General features: G+C 59.8%; 20 protein-coding genes and 1 pseudogene. 7 read left to right on the top strand and 14 right to left on the bottom strand.

The features are described from left to right. Positions 1–2: 2 nt before the first annotated feature. The 4 genes from EV130_RS06925 to EV130_RS06910 all read right to left on the bottom strand — a co-directional run bounded on the left by EV130_RS06925 (position 3) and on the right by EV130_RS06910 (position 4,065). Positions 3–746 (bottom strand): ABC transporter ATP-binding protein, encoded by a 744-nt coding sequence (locus EV130_RS06925; RefSeq protein ID WP_074065141.1) that lies wholly within the window; start codon positions 744–746, stop codon positions 3–5. Next, positions 734–1,696, bottom strand: coding sequence for a branched-chain amino acid ABC transporter permease (locus tag EV130_RS06920; protein ID WP_074065140.1), 963 nt, complete (start codon positions 1,694–1,696; stop codon positions 734–736). Before EV130_RS06920 ends, EV130_RS06925 begins: the two co-directional genes overlap by 13 nt. Then, a complete protein-coding gene (locus EV130_RS06915; protein ID WP_074065139.1) occupies positions 1,693–2,574 on the bottom strand; it encodes a branched-chain amino acid ABC transporter permease in 882 nt (293 codons plus the stop codon). Before EV130_RS06915 ends, EV130_RS06920 begins: the two co-directional genes overlap by 4 nt. A gap of 177 nt (positions 2,575–2,751) precedes the next feature. Then, entirely contained in the window at positions 2,752–4,065 is a 1,314-nt protein-coding gene (locus EV130_RS06910; protein ID WP_074065138.1) for an ABC transporter substrate-binding protein, read from the bottom strand. 358 nt (positions 4,066–4,423) lie between these two features. Between EV130_RS06910 and EV130_RS32885 the strand changes: the two genes are divergently transcribed. Further along, positions 4,424–4,699 carry a hypothetical protein gene (locus EV130_RS32885; protein WP_132551812.1) on the top strand — a complete coding sequence of 92 codons (276 nt, stop codon included), beginning with the start codon at positions 4,424–4,426 and terminating at the stop codon, positions 4,697–4,699. Positions 4,700–4,956: 257 nt separating this feature from the next. After that, positions 4,957–6,348 carry a hypothetical protein gene (locus tag EV130_RS06900; protein WP_132551901.1) on the top strand — a complete coding sequence of 464 codons (1,392 nt, stop codon included), beginning with the start codon at positions 4,957–4,959 and terminating at the stop codon, positions 6,346–6,348. 689 nt (positions 6,349–7,037) lie between these two features. Here the strand turns inward: EV130_RS06900 and EV130_RS06895 are convergent. The 3 genes and pseudogenes from EV130_RS06895 to EV130_RS06885 all read right to left on the bottom strand — a co-directional run. Beyond that, positions 7,038–7,387 (bottom strand): annotated as a pseudogene (locus EV130_RS06895) (winged helix-turn-helix transcriptional regulator); the annotation flags it as partial. A 94-nt stretch (positions 7,388–7,481) separates the two neighbouring features. Beyond that, the gene (locus EV130_RS06890) at positions 7,482–8,948 is read right to left on the bottom strand and encodes an MDR family MFS transporter (RefSeq protein ID WP_074065136.1); all 1,467 of its coding nucleotides are present in this window, start codon (positions 8,946–8,948) and stop codon (positions 7,482–7,484) included. A 288-nt stretch (positions 8,949–9,236) separates the two neighbouring features. Then, positions 9,237–9,740 (bottom strand): cupin domain-containing protein, encoded by a 504-nt coding sequence (locus EV130_RS06885; RefSeq protein WP_165918500.1) that lies wholly within the window; start codon positions 9,738–9,740, stop codon positions 9,237–9,239. A gap of 911 nt (positions 9,741–10,651) precedes the next feature. On the opposite strand from EV130_RS06885, the gene EV130_RS06875 reads away from it, so the two are divergent. The 3 genes from EV130_RS06875 to EV130_RS06865 all read left to right on the top strand — a co-directional run bounded on the left by EV130_RS06875 (position 10,652) and on the right by EV130_RS06865 (position 11,626). Then, a complete protein-coding gene (locus EV130_RS06875) occupies positions 10,652–10,861 on the top strand; it encodes a cold-shock protein (protein WP_011650239.1) in 210 nt (69 codons plus the stop codon). Between the two features lie 131 nt (positions 10,862–10,992). Then, entirely contained in the window at positions 10,993–11,217 is a 225-nt protein-coding gene (locus EV130_RS06870) for a hypothetical protein (RefSeq protein WP_074065135.1), read from the top strand. 133 nt (positions 11,218–11,350) lie between these two features. Continuing rightward, a complete protein-coding gene (locus tag EV130_RS06865) occupies positions 11,351–11,626 on the top strand; it encodes a hypothetical protein (RefSeq protein WP_074065134.1) in 276 nt (91 codons plus the stop codon). A 253-nt stretch (positions 11,627–11,879) separates the two neighbouring features. Here EV130_RS06865 and derI read toward each other — a convergent pair whose 3' ends face one another. The 7 genes from derI to EV130_RS06830 form a co-directional block, all read right to left on the bottom strand. After that, a complete protein-coding gene (gene derI, locus EV130_RS06860) occupies positions 11,880–12,335 on the bottom strand; it encodes a D-erythrulose-4-phosphate isomerase (protein ID WP_132659728.1) in 456 nt (151 codons plus the stop codon). 11 nt (positions 12,336–12,346) lie between these two features. After that, positions 12,347–13,117 carry a triose-phosphate isomerase gene (locus EV130_RS06855; protein WP_132659726.1) on the bottom strand — a complete coding sequence of 257 codons (771 nt, stop codon included), beginning with the start codon at positions 13,115–13,117 and terminating at the stop codon, positions 12,347–12,349. Then, positions 13,114–13,890: a DeoR/GlpR family DNA-binding transcription regulator gene (locus tag EV130_RS06850; protein WP_074065131.1), complete on the bottom strand. Its 777-nt coding sequence runs from the start codon at positions 13,888–13,890 to the stop codon at positions 13,114–13,116. The genes EV130_RS06855 and EV130_RS06850 overlap by 4 nt, the downstream gene beginning before the upstream one ends. Positions 13,891–13,983: 93 nt before the next feature. Continuing rightward, entirely contained in the window at positions 13,984–14,919 is a 936-nt protein-coding gene (locus tag EV130_RS06845) for a sugar-binding transcriptional regulator (protein WP_074065130.1), read from the bottom strand. 69 nt (positions 14,920–14,988) lie between these two features. Next, positions 14,989–15,921: a sugar phosphate isomerase/epimerase family protein gene (locus EV130_RS06840; RefSeq protein WP_132659724.1), complete on the bottom strand. Its 933-nt coding sequence runs from the start codon at positions 15,919–15,921 to the stop codon at positions 14,989–14,991. Between the two features lie 10 nt (positions 15,922–15,931). Beyond that, positions 15,932–17,443: a glycerol-3-phosphate dehydrogenase gene (locus tag EV130_RS06835; RefSeq protein ID WP_132659722.1), complete on the bottom strand. Its 1,512-nt coding sequence runs from the start codon at positions 17,441–17,443 to the stop codon at positions 15,932–15,934. Between the two features lie 38 nt (positions 17,444–17,481). After that, on the bottom strand, positions 17,482–19,056 hold the full coding sequence (locus EV130_RS06830) for an FGGY-family carbohydrate kinase (protein WP_132551807.1): 1,575 nt from the start codon (positions 19,054–19,056) through the stop codon (positions 17,482–17,484). Positions 19,057–19,830: 774 nt separating this feature from the next. On the opposite strand from EV130_RS06830, the gene EV130_RS06825 reads away from it, so the two are divergent. Both EV130_RS06825 and EV130_RS06820 read left to right on the top strand, forming a co-directional pair. Continuing rightward, entirely contained in the window at positions 19,831–20,487 is a 657-nt protein-coding gene (locus EV130_RS06825; protein ID WP_132551806.1) for a DUF2291 family protein, read from the top strand. Further along, positions 20,484–22,028, top strand: a complete 1,545-nt coding sequence (locus EV130_RS06820) for a sugar ABC transporter ATP-binding protein (protein WP_132659720.1) — start codon at positions 20,484–20,486, stop codon at positions 22,026–22,028. Before EV130_RS06825 ends, EV130_RS06820 begins: the two co-directional genes overlap by 4 nt. Positions 22,029–22,051 lie beyond the last annotated feature (23 nt).

The raw sequence follows: 22,051 nt of genomic DNA, 5'->3' as shown, positions 1-22,051 counted from the left end.
GGTCAGGATCCCAGATAGGCCGCCTGCACGGCGGGATTGGCACGGATGACTTCCGGGGTGCCGCTGGCGAGGATCTCGCCGGCGTTGAACACGGTGATCGTATCGGCAAGCTGCATGACGACGGGCATGTTGTGCTCGATCAGGAGGATCGTCGCAGTTTCGGCGATCTCGCGGACGAGGGCGCAGAAATTTTCGATCTCGCCGTCGGAGAGTCCTTGGGTAGGCTCGTCGAGTATCAGCAGTTTCGGCTCGAGGGCAAGGCCCATGGCGACCTCCAGGAGCCGTTGATGGCCGTAGGAAAGTTCGCCGGCCCTGGCGGCTGCACGATCCTGCAGTCCGACGCGCCGCAGCGCGAAATCGACCCGCTCGGCAATCTGTTCGCTGTGTAGCCGCCCGAACGGCTCTTTCGCGCGGCTGAGTGCGCTCTGGGCGGAGAGCGCGACGTTTTCGTAAGCACTGAGTTTCGAGTAGACGCTGGTGATCTGAAACGTATAGGCAATACCCTGGCGCACGCGCTTGAAGGCAGGCTCGCGCGTGATGTCGCGGCCGAGGAATTCAACACTGCCTTTGCTCGGGGCAATGCGGCCGGAGAGCAGCGAGACGAAGGTCGTCTTGCCGGCGCCGTTCGGACCGATGATCGCGCGGATCTCGCCGGCTTCCAGCTCGAAATCGACATTCTGGACCGCTTTCAGCCCACCGAAATTGCGACACAGGCCCCTGGTACTGAGTAGCGTCACGGCAGCCATGATACCCACCTTTCGCGGATGGTCCCGACAATGCCCTTCGGGAAGAACAGCACGAGTGCGATGAGCGCCAGACCGGTTATCAGCAGGTAGGCGGCGGTGTATTCGCTGGCGATATCGATCATGTAGAACATGGCGAAGGTGCCGAGCAGCGGTCCGAGAACCGTGCCTGCGCCGCCGAGCAGGGTGAAGAGCAGCGCGTCGATCGAATATTGGATCGAGGCGAAGGACGAGCCGACATAGGCAAACAGTAGTGCATAGGCCGAGCCTGCCATCGCAGAGAGCGTGCCGGAGATCACCAGCGCCTTCAGCTTGATCCGGAAGGTGTCGTAGCCGAGCATCAGCGTGCGCGGCTCGTTTTCGCGGATCGCGACCAGTGTGCGGCCGGTCGTTCCGCGAACAATGGCGAAGATGACGACGGTCGTCAGCGTCAGCAGCGCCAGCGCGATATTGTAACGGACGGTCGGATCGGTGAGATCGAAGTTTGCGCCGAAAAGCTCGAAGCGGCGGGCTGCTTGCGGCATCACCAGACCCTCGTCGCCGCGGGTATAGGTGGTAAAATAAAGGCTTGCGAGATAGGAGACCTGCGCAAACATCATGGTTACGATCATGAAGGCGACGCCGCTTGTTCTCAACGAGATCAGCCCGATCAGCAGCGATGCTAGGAAGCCCGAGCCAGTGCCGGCAACAAATGCCGCCGGTACGCTCCATCCCAGGTGATAGGCCGTGAGCCCCGCACCGTAGAGCCCGGCAGCGAAGAACAGCGCATGACCGAGGCTGAGCAGCCCCGCATAGCCGAAGAGCAGGTTATAGCCCATGGCAAAGACTGCGAGCACCATTATGCGGGTGATCGCCAGGTGGTGGTAAGCCGGCAGGACGAACTGCAGAACGAACAGCGACATGATGACGAGGAGGTGGAGCCCGGCGGCCTTGGTGAAGCTCGGTGCGGTCATCGTGCCCTCGCTCCGAAAAGGCCCTGGGGTTTGAAGACGAGAACGAGCGCGACCAGCAGCGTCGAGATCATCTTGGCGAGCGTCGGTGAGAAGAAGACGGAGATGATGCCGTCACTGAGGCCGATGATCAGCGCGGCGATGACCGTACCGCGTAGGCTCCCGAGGCCGCCGATGATGACGACGATGAAGGAAAGCAGCAGAGGATCGAGTCCCATCAGGTAATGTGCCTGCCTGATCGGCACGATCAGCACCGCCGCGATCGCCGCGAGCATGGCGCCGGCGGCGAAGACATAGCCGTAGACCTTGCCGATCGGGATCCCGAAGGCTTGCGCCGTTTCGCGATCGAACTGGGTCGCCCGCATGATGAGGCCAAGCCGCGTTTTCGTAAGGATGTACCAGCAGAGGCCGAGCAGCGCGATCGCGGCGGCTATGACAAAGAGATTGTAGCCGGAATAGCCGAACCACGGAAACTGGACGCGGAAGAAGAAGGGCGCCTCGACCGGGTGGGCATCCGGGCCGTAGGCGATCAGCACCGTCTGCTGAATGACATAGAGCATGCCGATGGTGGCCACGATGGTCGCTTCCGGATCATATTCCAGGCGCTTCAGGATCAGCCGCTCGCAGGCATAGGCGATTGCGCCCACCAAAAGCGGACTGATAACCAGCGCCAGAAAGAAACCCGCAGCCGGATTGGACGACAACAGCGATGCAGTCCACCAGGCAATGACTGCACCCAGCATGTAGAATTCGCCATGCGCGACGTTGACGATGCGCATGACGCCGAAAACCAGGCTCAAGCCGAGAGCCGTCAGCGTCAGCACCGCCGCCTGTAGCAGGCCTTCGAGTGTTGCCAGCAGCAAAAAAGGGCCGAGATCCACGACAATATCCTCTGCAAAGGGTTATGCCAGAGCCTCGCTCAGGAGTGCACAAATCCCGCACCCCGCGCAACGCCGCACGTATGGCCCTCCCGGTCGCGTTGCGGCCGGACCGGACCGAGCACAATCGGCCGCGACGGGATTGCTTTCAAGCTGCCGCGGCGCTTCAGCCTTTGGAGGCTAGAGGGACATTGTCGTGTAGTCGGCACTAACCTCGTAAAGACCGTCCTCGATCGCCGTCCTGTGGACGACTTCAAGGCGCCCGCCGGTCACCTTGGAAATGTTCTGGTGACCGTAGCACTGGTGGTTCTTGCCGTTGAAGATCTTGTCACCCTGCGGATGTTCGCGGCCCTCATCGAACTTCTGGATCGCCTCCATAGCCTCGATGAAGCCCTGCTTGTCCTTAGGCGTCTGGCCCTCATAGCCGCTGGCTTCCATCGCCTGCTTGATGGCAAAGAGCGACTCCCAGCAGCCGAACATGTGGGAATAGGTCGAGATGTCCTTTTGATCCGAGGTGCTGGCGCCATTGGCATCCACGCCAACCATCTCGCGGTAGAATTTGTCGTACTCTGTCTGGTCCTTCTGGGCGTAGCGCGGGTTGCCTTCCCAGAAATAAGTGTCTTCCAGGAATTCGAGCTGCGGCGTCGCAAGGTCAACCGCCTCAAGGCTGTCGATGAAGCCGAAGATCTGCGGCCGGCTGGAGCCGAAGAATTGACCGAGCTCCTTGACGAAGGTGAGCACAGCCGGGCCGACCATGACGTGGTAGAGCACTTCGGTATCGGAGGAGATCTGCGGCAGATAGCGGGTGAAGGAGGATTCAGTCGGAGGGATGGCGATGAGCCCCGCGACCTGGCCGCCCTGCGCCTTGATCGCCTCGGAGAAATAATCGCGGTGATCGTGGCCGAAGGCAAAGTCAGGGAAGATCATTGTGACCTTCTTGCCGAGATTCTTGGAAATCCACGGCGCCATTGCGATGACCTGCGAACGTACATCGGTAATGCCCGGCTGGAAGACATAGCGATTGAGCTTGCCGGAGGCCACGTGATGGCCCTCCGAGACGACGACGTAGGGCAGCTTCAGTTCGCCGGCGCGCGGCGCAGATCCGATGACCACATGCGAAAAGAGCGTGCCGTAGGCCACGTCGACCTTGTGCTGCGTCGCGAATTTCTCAACGACTTCGGCGCCGCGCTTGGGATCGGTGCCGTCATCCTCGACGATGACCTCGACCGGCCGACCGTTGATGCCGCCGCCGTCATTGATGACCTTCACGGCGGCAGCCGTCACGCGCTCGTACCAGCGCCCGTAGGAGGCGCCGATGCCGGTACGGTGGAGCTGGAGGCCGATCTTCACCGGCTCCGACGTGGCCGCCTGACTGTAGCGGACGAAGCCGGGCATCGCCTGCAGGGCCAGGCCCGTACCGGCGGCAGCACCCATTCCCTGCAAGACCGAACGTCTGGAAATGCCCTTTTGGGGCTTTATAATGCTGTTGGACATTGTTGGTTCCCCTGTGCTGAAAGCGGACGTCTGCCGTCTGTTTATACCGTGTCAGATCGTTCGTTTGCCAACAAATCACGAGAAAATGTAATTGACAAGGGTCAGGCATCTGCGATCCCTCGTGGAGGTTGAACAGCTCGTTCGCATCGCTGACTTCGAGCTCTCGACGATCGTTATGCCCGCCTCGCGCATGGCTGCAACTTGGCGCTCGCCCGAGCCGCAAATGCCAATACCCCGCAAGCCGACAACATGACGCTGGGCTTGCCAGCCCTACAGGCGGTATCGAGCAAGCGGGAATCAGTCGCAAGCTTGGACAACACGGCCTTGCGGGATGCCGCGTTCGGCAAAGAAAACCGCCATGCCCGCGCCGTGTCTCGCAGTCGTCCTGGAAGAAGGCGAAATGGTTGCCGATCACCTGCGCGCAAGCTCTTGCGGATCACGATTTGCTCCTCCTGTCATGCGTGCCCGCGTGGATTGTCGCGCAGTCAAGGGAGGCAATGATCCGGCCAGGGGCCCTGCTCGCCATAAAGCGCTGCTCATGGCAGGCGCCACCGTCGTGGTTGCTGGCAAAGGACGAATGACGCGCAGGCTGCAGTTGCTCGGCGAGAACCACGCTTTGGCGTGGCGCCGCTAGCTCTTCGAGCTTGGAAACGACCTCATCGCCACCGCTACGGCAAGATTGCCGCCGAGGCAGATACCATCTTAAAGTCGATGACGAGGTTCGGCATGGACATTCGCCTTTAATTTGTGTTCGTATGCAAATGATAATCTGCGAGGGCAGGGATGACGATCAGCGTTCGTTGGTACACTGGATCTGCCGCGCGCGGGGGCAATGCGTCCATCCTTGCGGTCTTGCAAAAAAGCGCGGCTCTTGCCGCCGGCAGTGTGGCCATGGCTGTCTCAATTGCTTGCCCCGCTTTTGCCCATGGCAGCGAACGCGGTTTCGTCATGCTGCTGCCGACCGGCTATTACCGAACGGGCGGGGCGCTGGCGGTCACTGCCTCCTTCGTGACGCTCGCCATCCTGCCCGCGGCCTGGGCCAAAGCGCTCATGCGCGCTGAACTGACCTGCGCGCGGCTGCCTCGCATACCTCGCAATGCCGCCAGTCTCTTCAGTTTCTTGCTGTTCGCGATCCTTATTGCCGCTGGCCTTTTCGCCACGCCGGATCCGCTGGAAAACCTCCTGCCGCTGACGGTCTGGACAGTCCTGTGGGTCGGGTTCACGCTTCTGCAGGCGTTTTTCGGCAATCTGTGGCCATGGCTCAATCCCTGGACGGGGCTGCTTGCGGTGCTGAGGAGCATGACGGGCAGCCATCTGGCACGAACGGCGCTCGTCACCTTGCCCAAGACCGCAGGCTACCTGCCGGCATCTCTGATGTTCCTATTGATTGCCTGGTACGAACTCGTTTCCCTGGCGCCTGACAATCCGCCGGAACTGGCGGTCGCGGCTGCAATCTATTTCCTTTTCAATCTCGTTGCGATCATCGTTTTCGGGCAAGGCGAATGGATGCGGCGAGGAGAGGCGCTGTCGGTCTTCTTCCACTTTGTCGGTAGGGTCGCTCCGTTCTCGGGGCGACGAAGACAAGGCCGCCGTTGGCTCGTGCTCACATGGCCTGGCCGGCGCTCTGTCACCGGGCGTCCGCTCTCCGTCAGCGCCACGCTATTCGTGCTTCTGACGCTTGCCACTGTCTCTTTCGACGGATTTTCGAAGACCTTCACATGGCTCGGATTGATTGGCGTCAACCCGCTCGAATTTCCCGGCCGCAGCGCGGTGATGACGGTCAATACCTTCGGGCTTCTGGCCGCATTTGCCGCGCTTGCCTTCGTCTTCTATCTCACCGTCTATCTGGGAAACCGCGCTGCAGCTGAGGCCCGTCCGGCGGCGCTTGCGGCTTCGGCCGGGCTGTTCGTCGTCTCCATCATTCCAATCTCGATCGCCTTTCACGCTGCCCATTACCTGACGGTGCTGCTTGTTAATGGCCAGTATTTTGCCGCCGCGATATCCGATCCCTTTTCGCTCGGATGGAATTTGTTCGGGACGGCGCATCTGCATCCGACGACATCCTTTCTCACCAATCTGGAAAGGGTTTCGATCCTCTGGACCGTCCAAACCGTCATCGTGGTGGCGGGACATATCGCCGGCATCATGCTCGCCCACATGGTCGCAATCGAGCATTTCGGCACGACCAAGCGCGCCGTCTGCAGCCAACTTCTTCTCGCAGCAGGGATGGTCATTTATACCGTCTTCGGCTTATGGCTGCTGTCAACGCCAGTGGCAGGATAGAAATGACAGTGTACCGTCTCCATCGGCCTTGTTGAACGCCGGCCGGGCGTCGTCGTCGGCGAAGTCCAAGGTGAACATCTCCAACAACACCAGACAATCCTCGGGCGTCAAACCGTTGCGGAATTGGCCGTATGACGACCGCGAGCTTCACGACCTCGGTATCGACCGCAGCTAAATTTGCTCCGTCGCCCGGGCTGCTGTGGTCCCGCTAACGGCCGCTTGTCGCTCCAATCATTGATGTCTGAAGCGCCTGTCTCTTCAAGAGCGGGCGCTTTGTCTTGCGGTTCGGGCAAGGCACGGGCGATTAAGAGCCTCCCGCTTTTCGCATGGCGCATGGCTGGTCTGCAAGGAAATGCCTAGGAACTAATCAGCGCCTGAGGTATTTCTCCCCTTGTCGAAGCGATGTACCTCCTCCCATGTCGCTTCGAGGAAAAGGCGCCCTTATCCTCCTCCCGAGGGCGTGTCATGAGAACAGCGGCACTCCTCCCGTTCAAGCTGCTGTTCGGTTATTCTTAGAAAGCCTGCCGCACCTCCTCCCGCGGCAGGCTTTTTTGTTTTGGAGGGGCTCATTGAGGAAGGACAAGCCGCGGCGGCTGGTGATATGCCTCGAGATAAAGCGATGTCCATCAGGCTTTGCCCGACGAACGGACTACCACCGGCACCGGCAACTATGCGCTGGAAGCGCGCTTTCAACAGAAGTCGCCAGGAACCGCTCCATCGGCCGTTAGGCAGCTCATTGGGGTGCGGCGATACGGATAGGACGTGGTCCGAGCGGAGCGCCGGTCGCGCGGTCGACGGTGGCGGGATCGATCTTCGTCCCGGTCTTCGCGTCGAAGAACGGGTCACCTCGCCTCCGCCGCGATCATTGCGCCCCACACGGCGATCGCAAACAGAACCGGCAGAAAGTCGCGTCCGGATTTCGTCAGCACATACTCGTCCCGTGGCGGATGATCAAAATGGCGGCGTTTTTCCAGCAACCCCTCCTCGGTCAGTGATGTGAGCCGCCCGTCAGCATCGTCGGCGCGATACCGAGGCTCTTGCAGGTTGGTCGCCATTCCGCTGGATTCGAACGCACCGGTCACCAAGCGCGGCACCTCCGCACTCCAACGGGGCTGACGACGCACAATGCTGCCTCAGGTCTCTTGCTGCACCTCCCGATGTGCCAAGGGTCGCGGAACAAACAGACAGGCGGGAACGATCATGACTGCAGCCACCAGCATGACCAAGAAGGTGGAATGCAGGGCATGCTGAAGGACGAGCCGGAGTTCTTCTGCACCAGTGACGGCCGCCCCCGTGCCATTCAAGAGAGCCCGCAGCTGCTCCGGCGTGATAGCCTGGCCGCTGGCGCTGTGCGCCAGTCCATATGTCAATACTGCACCGAGTACGGCTGCACCAAGCGTGCTGCCAAGATTGCGCGAAAAGACGTTCGAGGCGGTCGCACTGCCGCGTTCAGACCAGTTCACGCTTTCCTGCGTAAGGATCAAGGCACAGATGTTGAGCAATCCCATACCGAAACCCATCACTAACGATCCGGCGCCAGCCAGGACAGCCGAACTCGAGGGCGTCAGCATAACCAGCAGGCACGTGCCCGCCGGAATGCAGAGGCTGCCGGCGATCATGATCGGTCGCAATCCGAAACGGGCAAATTGGCGGGATGCGATCGTTGCACCGCAGGGCCAACCCAGGAGCAACATGGTCAATGCGAAACCCGCCACAAGGGGCGAGCGGTCGAGAACCGTCTGCACATACATCGGAAGAAAGGTCGTCAGGCCCATGATTGACATACTTGCAAAAAACACAGCCAGGTTTGCGAACGCTATCGGCCGTTTCAGCCAGAGATCAGGAGCGACCATGGGCGCTTCGGCACGGCGTTCCTGCCAGATGAAAACAGCCAAAGTGACGATAAAGACGATGAGGGCAGCGACGGCCTGACCGGAAACGGCATCTTCCATTTCGGTCAAGGCAATCATCAGCGAGGAAATCGAAATGGCGAACAGTACAGCGCCGAGCACATCGACAGAGACTATTCGGCTTGGCTTCTCCTCGTGCAAAAACAGCATGAAACCCAATGCGGCGAGCAGTCCGACCGGCACATTGATCCAGAATACCCAGGCCCATGGAAGATTGTGGATGATCAGGCTGCCGAGGAGTGGACCGACGACGGCCGACAGAGCCCAAACGCTTGCGAGGTAGCCTTGGACCTTGCCGCGTTGGTTTCCGGGGAAAAGATCGGCAACGATGGTCATGGCGACAGGCTGAATCGATCCTGCACCGATACCCTGGAGCAGCCGAAAGGCAATCATCGACGGCATTGACCATGCAAAGCCGGCAAGCACGGATGCGAACAGGAACAATCCGATACCCAGGAGGATCATCGGCTTGCGGCCATAAATATCCGCGAGCTTTCCGAAGACGACGGTTGTCGCCGTCTGCGTCAGCAGGAATGACGAGAAAACCCAGGAATAGAGGTTGATCTGTCCCAGTTGGGCGGCAATTTGCGGCATCGCCGTCGAAACGATGGTCGCTTCAATGGCAATCATCGCCATGCTTGCCATGATCGCGACCACAACGAGCCCGCGATGGGAAGTTTTTTCAGACATAGATGGCTCTTCAGAAAAGGGGCGGTGAGGGGGGCGGCGATGACGGGCTATTGCATGAGGAGCTAACTATTCCTCAGGTCTCTTGCGTCAAGCGACGATTTGACTGCCATCGACCCAGCCTGGCTGATCCGACATCTCATTGTCAGCCGCAGGACGAGGATCCGGGCCGATCCCCTGGTGGCGTTCAACACTGAGCACCGGGCGCGAGATGTTGAAGATAAATCGTGATGGAATCAGATTTTCTGACCAGATCTATCCATCTGTTCCGTCCTTCGCGTTACCGCTCAATTACTCGCGGTGGATTGGATCAATCCAGCGGATCTCTTCAGGCTTTTCGACCGGTTCGATATCAAGGTTGACGACCACCGGTTCCTGACCAGAACGGACGACGACGCATTCCAAGGTCTCGTCGCGACTGGCGTTGATTTCTTGATGGGGAACGAATGGCGGCACGTAGATGAAATCGCCAGGACCAGCTTCGGCCGTGTATTGAAGCTTTTCGCCCCAACGCATGCGGGCCTTGCCCTTGACCACGTAGATGATGCTTTCGAGATCGCCATGATGGTGGGCGCCGGTCTTGGCATTGGCGTGGATCGTTACCGTGCCGGCCCAGATCTTTTCCGCTCCGGCACGCGCCTTGCTGATGGCGGTGGCGCGGTTCATTCCAGGTGTTTGAGCCGTGTTCGGGTCGAGCGAATTGCCGGCAATGACCTTGACGCCATTCTCGCGCCAATGATCCTGCACAGGACGGTGATGTTCGTCGTGGTCGTCTCGATTGTGGTCGTGGGTCACTCTGTTCTCGATTCTTGTCTGCTTGGGGCTCTGGTTTGCTCGGATCAGGCGGCCGACGCGCATGCGCTGAGGCTGTGAACCGCGTCAACGATATCGACGGGCGTGCGGACCGGCCGGCCGGGATTGACATCGGCAGTGTCAACATGCCCCCTGGTCCCATGTGCAGGTGCCGGTCACTTCGCCAATCGGCAATCGCTGGCGATCGAGGGCTCTTTCGGTGGTTCGTCTAGTGTAGAGGATACCGAAGCAATGACCAAGTTGTTGTCAGGATCGATCGCCCTGCCGATCGATCCGCCGATCGTCACCCTCGCCTTGCGACGACCTCGATCCAGACATCACTCGCCGGCAAATTTCCTCGCCCGCATCCGCTCGTGCTGCTTCATCGGGAGCTTGAAGCAGGGGACTGCCGCTCCTATCTCAATTGCGGGAGCACAAGAGGAGCGAAAGAATGGCCCCGTCATCGGTTAAACCGTCCTGTTTTGACATCGAGATATTGCCGCCGCTACACCGTGGTCCGTCTCAAAGCTCCTTTGTCTGTGTGTGTTGCCAGCGCAGCCGCCGAAGCCAGCTTATGGACCCTGATGGCTGCGGAATCTGCGACGATTGCTTAAGCCCTGGCTTTGTTCCTGAAGTCCCTTCAGCAGTTCACGGCACGCCGTTCGTTGAGATGGGCGCGCAATTGCGTGTAAGAGGAACGAGAACAACCAAAAGATGACGGACATATCAACGGAAAACTAATAGTTGACGACCCGGCGTAGGTCAGCTATATGACTGATTGTCGAATTTTGCTTGCTAGCTTGGTTATCGCGCGATTGGCACCGCGCCTGAACGAACTTCCTTTCAAAAATCGCTATCTCGTCCGCATCGCGTTGGCGCTGCGGTTTTTCAATATTGCTATGAAAGGGTTCATCATGACCACTGGCACAGTTAAATGGTTCAATTCCACCAAGGGCTTCGGCTTCATTCAGCCGGACAACGGCGGCGCTGACGCCTTCGTTCACATCTCTGCCGTCGAGCGTGCCGGAATGCGCGATCTCGTCGAGGGCCAGAAGATTGGCTTTGATCTCGAGCGCGACAACAAGTCGGGCAAGATGTCGGCCTGCAACCTGCAGAACGCTTAAATCGATATCTGCTTTCCTTTGACCACGGATGTACTGGCACTGTCGGAAGCAGATCATCAATTCGGGGCCAGGCGATCTGCCTGGCCCTTTTTGCTTTCGCTCGTTCCTCGAGCCTGCCTATCGGAGCCAAGATGACAGAGACCTACAGCAAATCTCGCCAACAGGCGGAGATCGCCTTCGGTAATATCCAGACGCAGTTCTTCGCAAAGAACAAGGCGGCCGAAGAGCTCGAATCGGTTGCCCAGTCCCGGGAAGCGAAGACCTTACGGCTTCGGGAGGCGCGCCTTGCAAGGGAGCTCGATGACCGCGCGTCGTCAACGTCCGCCCTGCTGGTAAAACGCGCCAAGGCCAGCTGACCGCGATCTCACCCGCTCTGGATGAAGATATTCACAACGCCAGAAATAATGAGCGTTCAAAGTGGCGCGCCGCGACTGCGGGCGCAACAGACGGGGGCGTGCTGACAGTTCACTCACACCAAAGGAAGCCTCAATGGCACCGGATACGAAGGAACTTCAGTCGATCAATACGGCCTGGCAAATTGCCATCCAGGAAATTCTGCGCATGGTGATCAGGGACATGTATCACGGTAGCGGCGAGGCTTCATTCAAGACACATCTCAAGCGTATCGAAGCGGCAGCCGTGGACAGCATTTATACGGATCTGAGGCTGCGTGGGACAGATGAGTGGACGGAAGTCCTGGTCAAGGAAAGGGCGAGTAATTTCGTCACGACCCTGCTGACCTCGTTTACATATGACCGGGCATGACAACAGCTTGCTGGCATTTTTCAGCCAGCGCTGACGTGAGCAGTCGGGGCACAAACGAGCCAACGACCTCATCGTCGGCCGCGCGCGGTCGTTGAGCTTCTTCTGGAGCTGACAGCAGCGATCGTCGATCAGGCGGGTGTTAAAGTGGAAGTCACGACATTGCGATCGCATCCATACCCACGGCCACAGCCCTTCCGCTCTGGCGTTTAAGACATTGGGCAATGTCGGCACCTGCCTTCATCGCCAGCATGGGTTACCGGGATTTGTACTTTGCGTCGAGATCATCCATGGCTTTGACATTACCGGCAGACCGACCGTTTTCATCAAAGGTATGGGAAAGAAATGCATCAGCGATCGACTTTGCAAGCTCGGTTCCGATGACGCGCGCTCCCATGGTGATGATCTGCGCATTATTAGAAAGGGCTGCGCGCTCGGCAGAATAGGTGTCGTGGGTCAGGGCAGCGCGGATGCCCGGAACCTTGTTGGCCGATATGCAGACGCCGATGCCGGTGCCGCAAACGAGGATCGCTTTGTTGTAGGTCCCATCAATGACAGCCGAGGCGACGCGGTCCGAGATATTGGCGTAGAAAGGGTCGGCGCCGGCGTTCGTGCGCGAGACTTCGTGCACTTCGAAGCGGTCTTTTAGATGCTCAGCCAGAATTTTGGCGAGGCCTTCGCCGACGCTGTCTCCTGCAATGGCAAGCTTCATATTTTTTCTCCTTAGGGTTTGGCGGCGCATTTTGCCAGGATGTCGAGGTAACCTTCGACATCCCAGGCGGAGCGGCCGATGAAGAGCCCGTCTATATGGGGGCGCGCGATCAGTTCTTCGCAGTTTTGTGGGTTGACTGACCCGCCATAAAGGCAGGGGATCTTGCGGCCGAGCACCGCTTCGGCAACGGCGATTATTTCAGACTGGCGGGCATCTGCGTAATCCGCAGTCGCCGGAATACCCTTCTCGCCGATCGCCCAGACGGGCTCGTAGGCCAGCAGGATCTCGGCGCCTTTCTGGCCGTTCGAAAGCTTCGAAAGTGCGCCACACACCTGGGCTGCCAGGATGTCGACAGCCTTGCCGCTTTCACGGTCGAAGAGCGTCTCGCCAATGCAGATCAACGGAATGAGGCCGTGGCGAATGGCCGCTTCGGCCTTCAGGCCAACTGTCTCGTCGGTCTCTCCAAAGTGCTCGCGCCGCTCGGAATGACCGAGTTCGACGAGATCGAGATCGCAGTCTTTCAGCATCACCGGCGAGACTTCGCCCGTCCACGCTCCGTGGTCGGCCCAATGCATGTTCTGCGCGCCGACCTTCACGGACGTCTTGGCAAGCATTGCCTTGACCTCGCGTACCGCCGTGAAGGACGGAATCACGAAGCGCTGGATGCGCGGGTCGCGCGCGCCATCGGCGGCTTCGAGTGCGCGCGCGAAATGCTGCGCTTGCGCAAGCGTCTTGTTCATCTTCCAGCTGGTGCCAATCCAGAAGCGCGGTTTTTCGGTCATGCCGGATCCTGCGTTGATGCGATGGTGAGCGTAATGCCCGCCTGCTCGAATTCCTCCAGGAAGGCAGCATCCGGTGCGATGTCGGTTATAACAGCGTCGAAATCGGTGAGATCCGCCATGACATGCAGCGCGGTATGGCCAATGCGCTGGTGATTGACCAGGAGGCATGCCCTGGCCGAGGAAGCGATCATCGCCCGCTTGGCGCGCACGACGTTGTCGTCCATGTGATAGGCAAGCCTGCCGCTGACGGCCGGCGTCGAGATGAAGGCGATGTCAGCCCTCAGTCGCGCCAGAGCCTCTTCGGTGACGACGCCGAGATAGGCGTTGAACTTCGCCGAATAGCTGCCGCCGAGCGCGATCAGCGTGATGCCGCTTTCGCCTTTCAGCCGCTCCATGATCGCTGCGTTGTTGGTAATCAAGGTCAGCGGACGCTTCTGCAGCAACATTTCCCCAAGCACGGCCGCCATCGAGCCATCGTTTACCATCACGGTCATTCCCGGCTCGACCAGATCGAGCGCAGTCCGTGCCATTGCAAGCTTGGCCTTGCTACCCTGGCGCGCGCGAATGCGGAAGTCGCTTTCGAACTGCATTCCTGCATCAATGGTCGCGCCCCCCCGAACCTTGCGCAGGACACCCGCCTGCTCGAGATCGTCGAGATCGCGATGGATCGTCATCTTCGACACCGCGAAGCGATCGGCAAGCTCATCAAGATCGACGGTCTTGTTTTCGACGAGCAGGTTCACGATCAACTGCTGCCGCTCTTCCCGCCTCATCCCGGTCTCCACCGTTGTCTGAAAACAAAATAACGATCTCGCCGTGATAATCAACCTTTATTGTTGTTATTTTGAGATAAAATCCGTGAGAGGCTAACTTAGCAATGCCTGCGCGGTTCGCTCGTCCGTTATAAGCCCGAAGAGACGACGGCTGTTCAAAATTGCGCGGATGGCTGGCAATTTCGACTGTCCACCCGCCAGCGCGACGAGCCGTTCGTTCGAACTCTTGGGGAAAGATGCAGAGAGCGTGCGCGCTGTTAGCGTCGTCTCAAGGATGTGGCCATCGGCGTCAAAAAAGTGCCCGAGGATTTCGCCGACACCGCCTGCGGCGGCAATCTCCTCCATTTCACCGGGCTCAACCACACCGGACAAAACAAGCTGCGCCTCTGCATCGACAGTACCCAGACCAACGAGTTTCAGATCGGCATTGTTGGCCAGATCGAAGACCTCCTTGACGGCACGCTGCGCCTTCAGCACTTCGCGGTCCTCGCCGGTATTGGCAAAGAAGGGAACAGGCATGACATAGGCATGGGTGCCAGTCTTTTCGGCGATGCGGTGCATCACGTCATAGGGATTAGCCCCGTAGTTTCGTGTCAGGCCGCCAAGCAACGAAACGAAGCGCAGGCCCTTTGCGCTCACCCTCGGCATATACTGGACGGCAGCCGAAAGCGTGCGGCCGTGACCAAGGCCGATGACCCTATTGTCGCCGCGCTCGATCTCGCGCTTGAGATAGCCGGCGCCCGCATGGCCGAGCGCGCGAAGCGGCAGGCCTTCCTCGCCGAGATCGGGTGCGACCTCGCAATACTGAAGGCGGAAGCGTTCCGAAAGCCGCATCTCCAGCTCGACGCATTCGACGATATCCCCATCGATGGTGACTTTGACTACGCCATCTGCAACCGCTCTCGCAATCAGGCGATGCGCCTTTACCGATGGCACGCCGAGGCGCCGGGCGACGTCGGACTGCGTCAGTCCACCCGCATAGTGAAGCCAGGCTGCACGCACAGCCAGCGTTTCATCGGCGTCCGTCATCACGGTTTCCTTTCGAATGTCACGGGCGGCATTCCGCCATTCCGGTGCTGCCTTTTAAGGACGCCCGCCTTAGATGTTCAAGTCGGCTACTCCAGTGTCGATATGTGGTGCCCAGAAGGCGACGCTTTCGGCTATCTGGGGGATGACCTGGCGATCGTTGGGCTCGCGTTCCTTGAAGGAGAGCTCCAGGCAGATTTCATTGTCTTTCGCCCCACCTTCGGCCAGTGCCTGGAGCAGAGGCGCGGGCTGCACGCGGCCCTTGGCGTTGAATTCTGCAGTAAAGGGCCGGTGTCCGCCCTTGTCCATCAGGCTCTGCTTGATGTGGATGATCGGCGATACCGGCGGGATGGCGCGTGCCCAGGCATAGGGATCGTAGTCGTCGGGGTTGGCGGAGGTGATGTCGCCATGATCGATATCGGCCATCATCCACATTGGGATGGCCAATCCGGCGACTGTCAGCCGCTTGTGCAGTGACAGGGATGCGGCGATCGTCTCGCCGAATTCGCGACCGATGCTCATCGGCTCCCAGAAGATGTAGGAAAGGCCTGCGGCGCGTGCGTGGTCGGCGATCTCGGCCCAGCAGTCGATCGCGATCTTGACCAGTTCCTCGCGTCTGGCCGGATCGTCGAAGTCCTTGTAGGTAAAGATTGCAAACTGTGTTCCCACGGAGTGACCGCCGAGATCAGCGGTGATGTCGGCAAAAGTCTTGAACCAGTCGATGTAATAGCGGCGCACATCCGCATCTGGGTGTCCGAAGTGGTTCAGGCGGCCATATGGCCCCGTCATTGCTGACGTGATCCGCACACCCGTGCGCCTCAGCGCGGCGTTCATCGTGCGCGCCAGGCGGCGGATCACGGGCGCCTGCCAGCTCGGATTGATGAATTCGTGGGTCAGCTGGAGATCGCGGATCCTCAGGTCTCGCGCAACCGTGTCGATGAGGTCGTCGGGGTCGGCGAAGCGATTTACAAGTGGATTGGTATTGAGCGAAAGGGTCAGCGGCATGGCAATATCCTCAAGCTGCGGCAAGGCGAATTGAAGCAAACCACTCGCCAAAGGCTGCAATTTCCGCTTCGCTCAGATGCAGATAATGCTTGGTGCGGCGGTAGAGGATGTCCTCGGCCGTGGCGGCCCATTCCGTCGCAACGAGATAACGGGCCTCGGCCTCATAAAGCTGCCCGCCGAAATGCCGCCCGAGCCCTTGGATGCAAGTGGCACCCGCAATCACGTTCCTCGTGCGAGCGCCATAGAGACGGCCGTAGTGATGCACGAGCTTGCGCGGCATCCATGGATAGGCATCGCGCAGGCTGTTGGCGAAGGTCTCGTAGTCGGTATTCGGAATCTCGCCACCGGGCAGCGGCGCCTTCTCAGTCCAGTCTGCGCCCATGTGCGGAAAAACATGCTTGAGACGTTGCATGCCCCGCTCGGCAAGCTCACGGAATGTGGTGATCTTACCACCGAAGACGTTGAGAAGGGGAGCACCCCCCGTCTCGTCAAGGTCGAAGACATAGTCGCGGGTAACGGCGGACGGATTGCCCTTGCCGTCGTCGAAAAGTGGACGAACGCCTGAGAAGCTGTGCAGCACATCCTCCCGGCGCAGCTTTTCCTTGAAGTAGCGATTGACGGCCTTCAGCAGATAATCGATTTCCGCCTCGTCGGCGGACACATCCTCGGCGCGGCCCTCATAGGCGATATCGGTCGTCCCGATCAGCGCCTTGTCGCCCTCATAGGGGTTGATGAAAATGACGCGCTTGTCGTGATTCTGGATCAAATAGGCATTGGAGCCGGCCCAGAACTTCGGCACGATGATGTGGCTACCCTTCACGAGGCGCACGTTGCGGCTGGAATTCGAGCCGGTGACGCGATTGATGATATCCATCACCCAGGGGCCGGCGCAGTTGACAAGACATTTTGCGCGGAAGGTTCGTGTCTCTCCCGTGAGGCTGTTTTTCGTCGTAACGATCCAGCTGCCGCTCTCACGACGCGCCGAGACTGCTGCCGATCGAGTGAGAATCGTCGCGCCTTTTTCGGCCGCGCTGACCGCGTTCAGGACTACCAGGCGGGCGTCGTCGACCCAGCAATCGGAATACTCGAAGCCGCGTGTGTACTGGTCGAGGATCGCGGTTCCTTCCGGATCGCGCAGCAGATCGAGCGTACGTGTCCCCGGCAGCTTCTTGCGGCCGCCAAGGTGATCGTAAAGGAACAGGCCGAGCCGCACGAGCCATGCCGGACGATCCTGCGGGCTGTGTGGCAGGACGAAGCGCATCGGCCATATGATATGCGGGGCGGCATTGAGCAAGACTTCACGCTCGATCAGCGCCTCGCGCACCAGGCGGAATTCGTAATATTCGAGATACCGCAGACCGCCATGCACCAGTTTGCCCGAGCGAGACGAGGTTCCCTGTGCCAAATCATCCTTATCGCACAGCGCGACTTTCAAGCCGCGGCCCGCAGCATCGCGTGCGATACCCGCGCCATTGATGCCTCCGCCGATGACGAAGAGATCCAGGAGTTCGGGTTCAGTCATGTCATGCTCCTTCGATGCCTGCTGCATCAGAACTTGATTTACCTGCCAATCGGCGACGTCGTTTCGGCTCGGGCGAGCTTGCCCCAGGCCGGTGCCATTGCCTGGCGCACATCGGTGTAGGCGCAAAATAGCCGGTCGAGCCTGGCAGCCTCCTTCGCATCCGGAGCCTCCTCCTCGCCGAGAAGCGGCGTCACCCAGTCGGCAATGCATTCGTCCATGCCGGAATAGACGCCGACGGCCACGGCGGCCATCATCGCCGCGCCGGCGGCCCCGGTCTCATCGCGGCGCGACTGGCGGATCGGCGCGTTAATGGCGGCCGAGAGTGAACGGCGAAGGGCGAGCGAGCGCGTTGCGCCGCCCGTGACGCGCAGCTCTTCTGGCATAGCGCCCATTGCCGCGTAGCAATCGCGGGTGGCAAGCGCCAACCCTTCGACCACGCCGCGCAAGAGGTCGGGAAAGCCGTGGCGCGTGGAAAGGCCGGTGAAGCCTGCGCGCGCATCGGCATTGACGAAGGGTCCACGTTCCCCAGCTTCGGAGATATAGGGATGGTAAAGCACCGAACCCGGCCGGCTTTCGGCAAACCAGCCGTCGATGCGTGCAATCAGGTCTGCATGCGAAGCAGGTTGGCCCGCCTCTGCCATCAGATAGGCGGCGAGCTTGAGGATCCAGTCGATGTTGATCGTAGCGCCCATATTGGTCTGGACCTGTGTGACGATGCCGGGGACGGGCAGGGCAATCACATAGCCCGTTCCCTCAGGATTGAGCTGAACGTCAGCAACAGCCTTGGCACGCATGTGCACGCCCGTCGAACCGATCGTCGAGCAGGCGGCGTTGCGGGCGTCGCTGCGCACGCCTGCACCGAGCGCCGTCATCGCCATGTCGACATATCCAAGGCACACCGGCGTACCGGCAAGAAGTCCGCAGGACCTCGCCGCCTCGCACGTCAGCGGGTGACTGATCTCGGTGCCGTCGATGATTTCCGGCAGAAGCGCCCGTCTGTGGTTCAGGCCGAGCGCATCGATCACCACCGCATCATATTGCCGCGTCCTGAAGTTGCCAAAGGTAAAGCTCGCTTCCGACGGATCGGTCGCCCTCACGGTTGTCAGGTTGAGATACAGCCAGTCCTTGCAGTGCAGCGCCGTCTCCGCTTTATCGAGAAGGTCCGGTGTGATGCGATCCATATGCGCGAGTTGCGCGCCCTGCTGGCAAGTGTTGAGGCCGGTGCCTGTTGCCTCGAAGCGGGCACGATCCTCAGTTTTACCGGCAAGCGACGTGACGGTCGGTGCGGCGCGCGCATCGAGCCATAGCCAGGCATCAGCGACCGGCGTATTGCCGCGGCCGACAAGCCAGGTGCCGTCGCCCTGGCCGGTGACTGCGACGGCTGCGGTGCGTAACGCGAGATCGGGGACTTTTTCTCCGAGGCCCCGTAGCGCGCTGACGCAATCGAGCCAGGTCTGAGTGAGCGACTGCGTTGCGGAGCCGTCGTCGCCGGTCGTGTACTTGTTGCGCACGGAGGCCGTGGCGATTTGCCGTCCCGACAGAGCAAAGGCAACCGCCTTGATGACGGAGGTACCTGCATCTATCCCGATGATGATCTTCTCAGTCGATGTCATCGCAGGGCCATCTCGCCACCATTGTGAACCGCTCGCCGGGTACTTCGCGCATCCAAATTCATCTGAGGTTCTCCCAATCGCCGGGTCCGTTGGGATCCGGCTGCCGACTAGTTCGCTCCTTCTGTGGCCTGCGGCAAGTGCTCTGCCTTTTGCAAATCCTGGTGAAAGGAGCCGAACGTCCGACAGGCTTCGCTGCGAATATAACATAAAGATACCATATGATAGTAAGATTTTGCTGGCAATGAAATTTTTTTCAGATAGAATAAATTGCATGACAATGTAGGAGACTGCTTGCGAAATGATCGGTCGCAACGCCTGTCGTCGCCAGTTCCCGCTGCGGTGAATGTCACCTAGTCACAATCCATACAGTAACTTATGAATCTCTGCAGGGGAGCAAGCGGAGGGCAGAGTTTGTGCGGTTGCGTCCAGTCAGTTTGCACTGCAGCGTGAGAAATTCACCGTAAAATCACCCGCTTTTGCTAAAGTTGAGATCAAGTTGTCGTTGACATGAGTTAAAAAATATAACACTCTTTGCGACGTAAATAACATATTTCTATCACGGAAGCGCGCTTCCGGATCGATAGTTGCAGGTCAGGCGGTTGGAGGAGACAGTCGCCGGTCTTGTTGAGGAGGCTTCCAAATGAGGATTTCTGCCGTTTGCGGTCCTGCCGGTGATCGGCCGATTTGCCCTGGTGCGGCACAAGCGGACCGGTCTGCGCTTGCTGCCGCGCTCGCCCTTCTTGCTTCGCCGTTCAAGTCAAAGGCCTTCCGGACATGAGCACACAGCCTGATCATTCAGCACCAAGGTCGAGCAGTGGTAATTTCAAGCTGATTGCAAGCAGCGTGCTTGCCGTCGTCGTTGTCGGGGCGATTGGGCTCGATACCACGGTCGTCAAGATCGGCTCCGCCGACGATGTCCGCCAACAGGCATTTTCTGCGGAGACTTTTGGCGCAGAGCAGTTCCCGAAGATTAAGGCGAATGTCGAGGATCGGGCTGTTGCGGCCGCCGAGCTTGCCGCCGCAATCGCCGCCGACAAGAAGGCAGCCGCCGAAAAATACGGGACTGCGACGAGCACTGGACCGGTGATCCCTGTTGCACTGACAGGTGTGTTCGGCGCCCGCAAGGCGAACACGAGCGAAATGAAAGTCGACGGGTTGCCTCCCGAGACGGTGGTCCGTGTCCAGACCGGTCCTGCGGTCAACGGCACGGACCTCCGTGACGCCACCGGCACCATCGAATTCGGGCAGTTTACCAACCAGATACAATATCAGGATGCCGGTTCGGCCATCAACAACGAGATGAAGAAGGCGGTCTTTGCAGGCCTTGCTCCTGAATTGCTGAACGGAAAGGCGGCGACCGTGGTGGGCGTCTTCAAGCTGATCAACCCGAAGAACTGGCTCGTCACGCCGGTGAAGGTCGAGGTCAAATGAGCCAGCCGCCATGCAACTCCGCAAGCCGGGGCCAGGTTGTCCTTGCCGCTCGCAATATCGCCAAGTCCTATGGAAATGTTCACGCCCTGAAAGGCGTGAACTTCGACATCCATCGCGGCCAGGTCACGACCTTGTTCGGAGAGAACGGCGCGGGCAAGTCGACGTTGATGAAAATCCTTTCGGGGGTCGTGCAGCCTAGCTCCGGCGAGATCATCCTCGACGGCTCGCCTATCAGCTTTGCATCGTCGACCCATGCGCGCGGGTGCGGGATTTCTATCATTCATCAGGAGCTTAGCCTGGCACCCAATCTCAGCGTCCGTGACAACATCTTCATGGGTCGAGAGATCATCAATGGTGGCGTTGTCGACTTCGCCGAGGAAGAGCGCCAGACACGTGCGCTGATGGAAGAACTCGAGGAAGACATCGATCCGCTGACGCCCATCGAGGATCTGCGCCTCGGCCAGCAGCAGATCGTCGAGATCGCGCGCGCCCTTTCGGTCAATTCGCGTATCCTCATCATGGATGAACCGACCTCGGCGCTAAGCGCCACCGAAGTCGAAGTGCTTTTCAAAGTCATCCACGACCTAACCAGCCGGGGCGTTTCGATCGTCTACATCTCGCATCACCTGGAAGAGGCGCTGCAGATTACCCACCACGCCGTTGTCCTTCGCGACGGGACCATGACGGCCTATGCTGAGCGCAAGGATATCGACCTCGAATGGATCGTCCGCAACATGGTCGGCGAGAACTTCGACCTCGGCAATCCACCGCAAGGCCATCAGTTCGGCGCAGTCGCACTTTCCATTGAAACCCTGAGCGTTCCCGGTCCTTCCGGCGCTGCCTACAATGCGGTTGACCGTCTATCGATGCAGGTGCGCACTGGCGAGGTCGTCTGCATATACGGGCTGATGGGGGCCGGGCGGACGGAACTGCTTGAATGCATCGCCGGTCGGCTGCGTTCGAGCGGCGGCAAGATCCTGCTCGAGGGCCAGGACGTCGGCGGGCTCAGCATCGCCGGGCGCATCGCCAGCGGTCTCGTCCTTGTACCCGAAGATCGCCAGCGCGATGGCCTGGTCCAGACGATGACGGTCGGATCCAATCTGTCGCTTGCAAGCATCGGCGCCTTTACGAAGGGGGTGTTCACCTCCCGCCAACGGGAACGCGATCTCGTCGACGATGCTATCCGCCGGGTGCATGTAAAGACCGATGGCGGCGCGGCGGCGATCGGCTCGCTGTCCGGCGGCAATCAGCAGAAGGTTGTGATCGGCAAGATGCTGGCAACCCAACCGAAGGTGATCCTGCTCGACGAGCCAAGCCGCGGGATCGATATCGGCGCCAAGGCCGAAGTGTTCAAGCTGCTCGCGGAGCGCGCCAGGCAGGGACTGGCGGTCATCTATTCGACGTCCGAAGTCAATGAGTGCCTGAGCATCGCCCACCGCATCATCGTCATGCACCGCGGCAGGATATCGGCCGAGTTTGGCTCGGAGGTCACCAAGGAAAAGATCATGGCCGCCTCCGGCGAAGCTGTGGTCGCGCACTAGCCTGGAACTATGGAGCACTGAGT

The organism is Rhizobium azibense (assembly GCF_004342325.1).
In the GTDB taxonomy this organism is placed as follows: domain Bacteria; phylum Pseudomonadota; class Alphaproteobacteria; order Rhizobiales; family Rhizobiaceae; genus Rhizobium; species Rhizobium etli_B.
Note: the sequence above shows the minus strand (reverse complement) of the source record. Positions and strands in the feature narration are given on the sequence as shown.

Coding starts and splice junctions, on each gene's coding strand:
- EV130_RS06925 (WP_074065141.1), bottom strand. CDS start 746: ATGGCTGCCGTGACGCTACTCAGTACCAGGGGCCTGTGTCGCAATTTC.
- EV130_RS06920 (WP_074065140.1), bottom strand. CDS start 1,696: ATGACCGCACCGAGCTTCACCAAGGCCGCCGGGCTCCACCTCCTCGTC.
- EV130_RS06910 (WP_074065138.1), bottom strand. CDS start 4,065: ATGTCCAACAGCATTATAAAGCCCCAAAAGGGCATTTCCAGACGTTCG.
- EV130_RS32885 (WP_132551812.1), top strand. CDS start 4,424: ATGCCCGCGCCGTGTCTCGCAGTCGTCCTGGAAGAAGGCGAAATGGTT.
- EV130_RS06900 (WP_132551901.1), top strand. CDS start 4,957: ATGGCTGTCTCAATTGCTTGCCCCGCTTTTGCCCATGGCAGCGAACGC.
- EV130_RS06890 (WP_074065136.1), bottom strand. CDS start 8,948: ATGTCTGAAAAAACTTCCCATCGCGGGCTCGTTGTGGTCGCGATCATG.
- EV130_RS06875 (WP_011650239.1), top strand. CDS start 10,652: ATGACCACTGGCACAGTTAAATGGTTCAATTCCACCAAGGGCTTCGGC.
- EV130_RS06870 (WP_074065135.1), top strand. CDS start 10,993: ATGACAGAGACCTACAGCAAATCTCGCCAACAGGCGGAGATCGCCTTC.
- EV130_RS06865 (WP_074065134.1), top strand. CDS start 11,351: ATGGCACCGGATACGAAGGAACTTCAGTCGATCAATACGGCCTGGCAA.
- derI (WP_132659728.1), bottom strand. CDS start 12,335: ATGAAGCTTGCCATTGCAGGAGACAGCGTCGGCGAAGGCCTCGCCAAA.
- EV130_RS06855 (WP_132659726.1), bottom strand. CDS start 13,117: ATGACCGAAAAACCGCGCTTCTGGATTGGCACCAGCTGGAAGATGAAC.
- EV130_RS06850 (WP_074065131.1), bottom strand. CDS start 13,890: ATGAGGCGGGAAGAGCGGCAGCAGTTGATCGTGAACCTGCTCGTCGAA.
- EV130_RS06845 (WP_074065130.1), bottom strand. CDS start 14,919: ATGACGGACGCCGATGAAACGCTGGCTGTGCGTGCAGCCTGGCTTCAC.
- EV130_RS06840 (WP_132659724.1), bottom strand. CDS start 15,921: ATGCCGCTGACCCTTTCGCTCAATACCAATCCACTTGTAAATCGCTTC.
- EV130_RS06835 (WP_132659722.1), bottom strand. CDS start 17,443: ATGACTGAACCCGAACTCCTGGATCTCTTCGTCATCGGCGGAGGCATC.
- EV130_RS06830 (WP_132551807.1), bottom strand. CDS start 19,056: ATGACATCGACTGAGAAGATCATCATCGGGATAGATGCAGGTACCTCC.
- EV130_RS06825 (WP_132551806.1), top strand. CDS start 19,831: ATGAGCACACAGCCTGATCATTCAGCACCAAGGTCGAGCAGTGGTAAT.
- EV130_RS06820 (WP_132659720.1), top strand. CDS start 20,484: ATGAGCCAGCCGCCATGCAACTCCGCAAGCCGGGGCCAGGTTGTCCTT.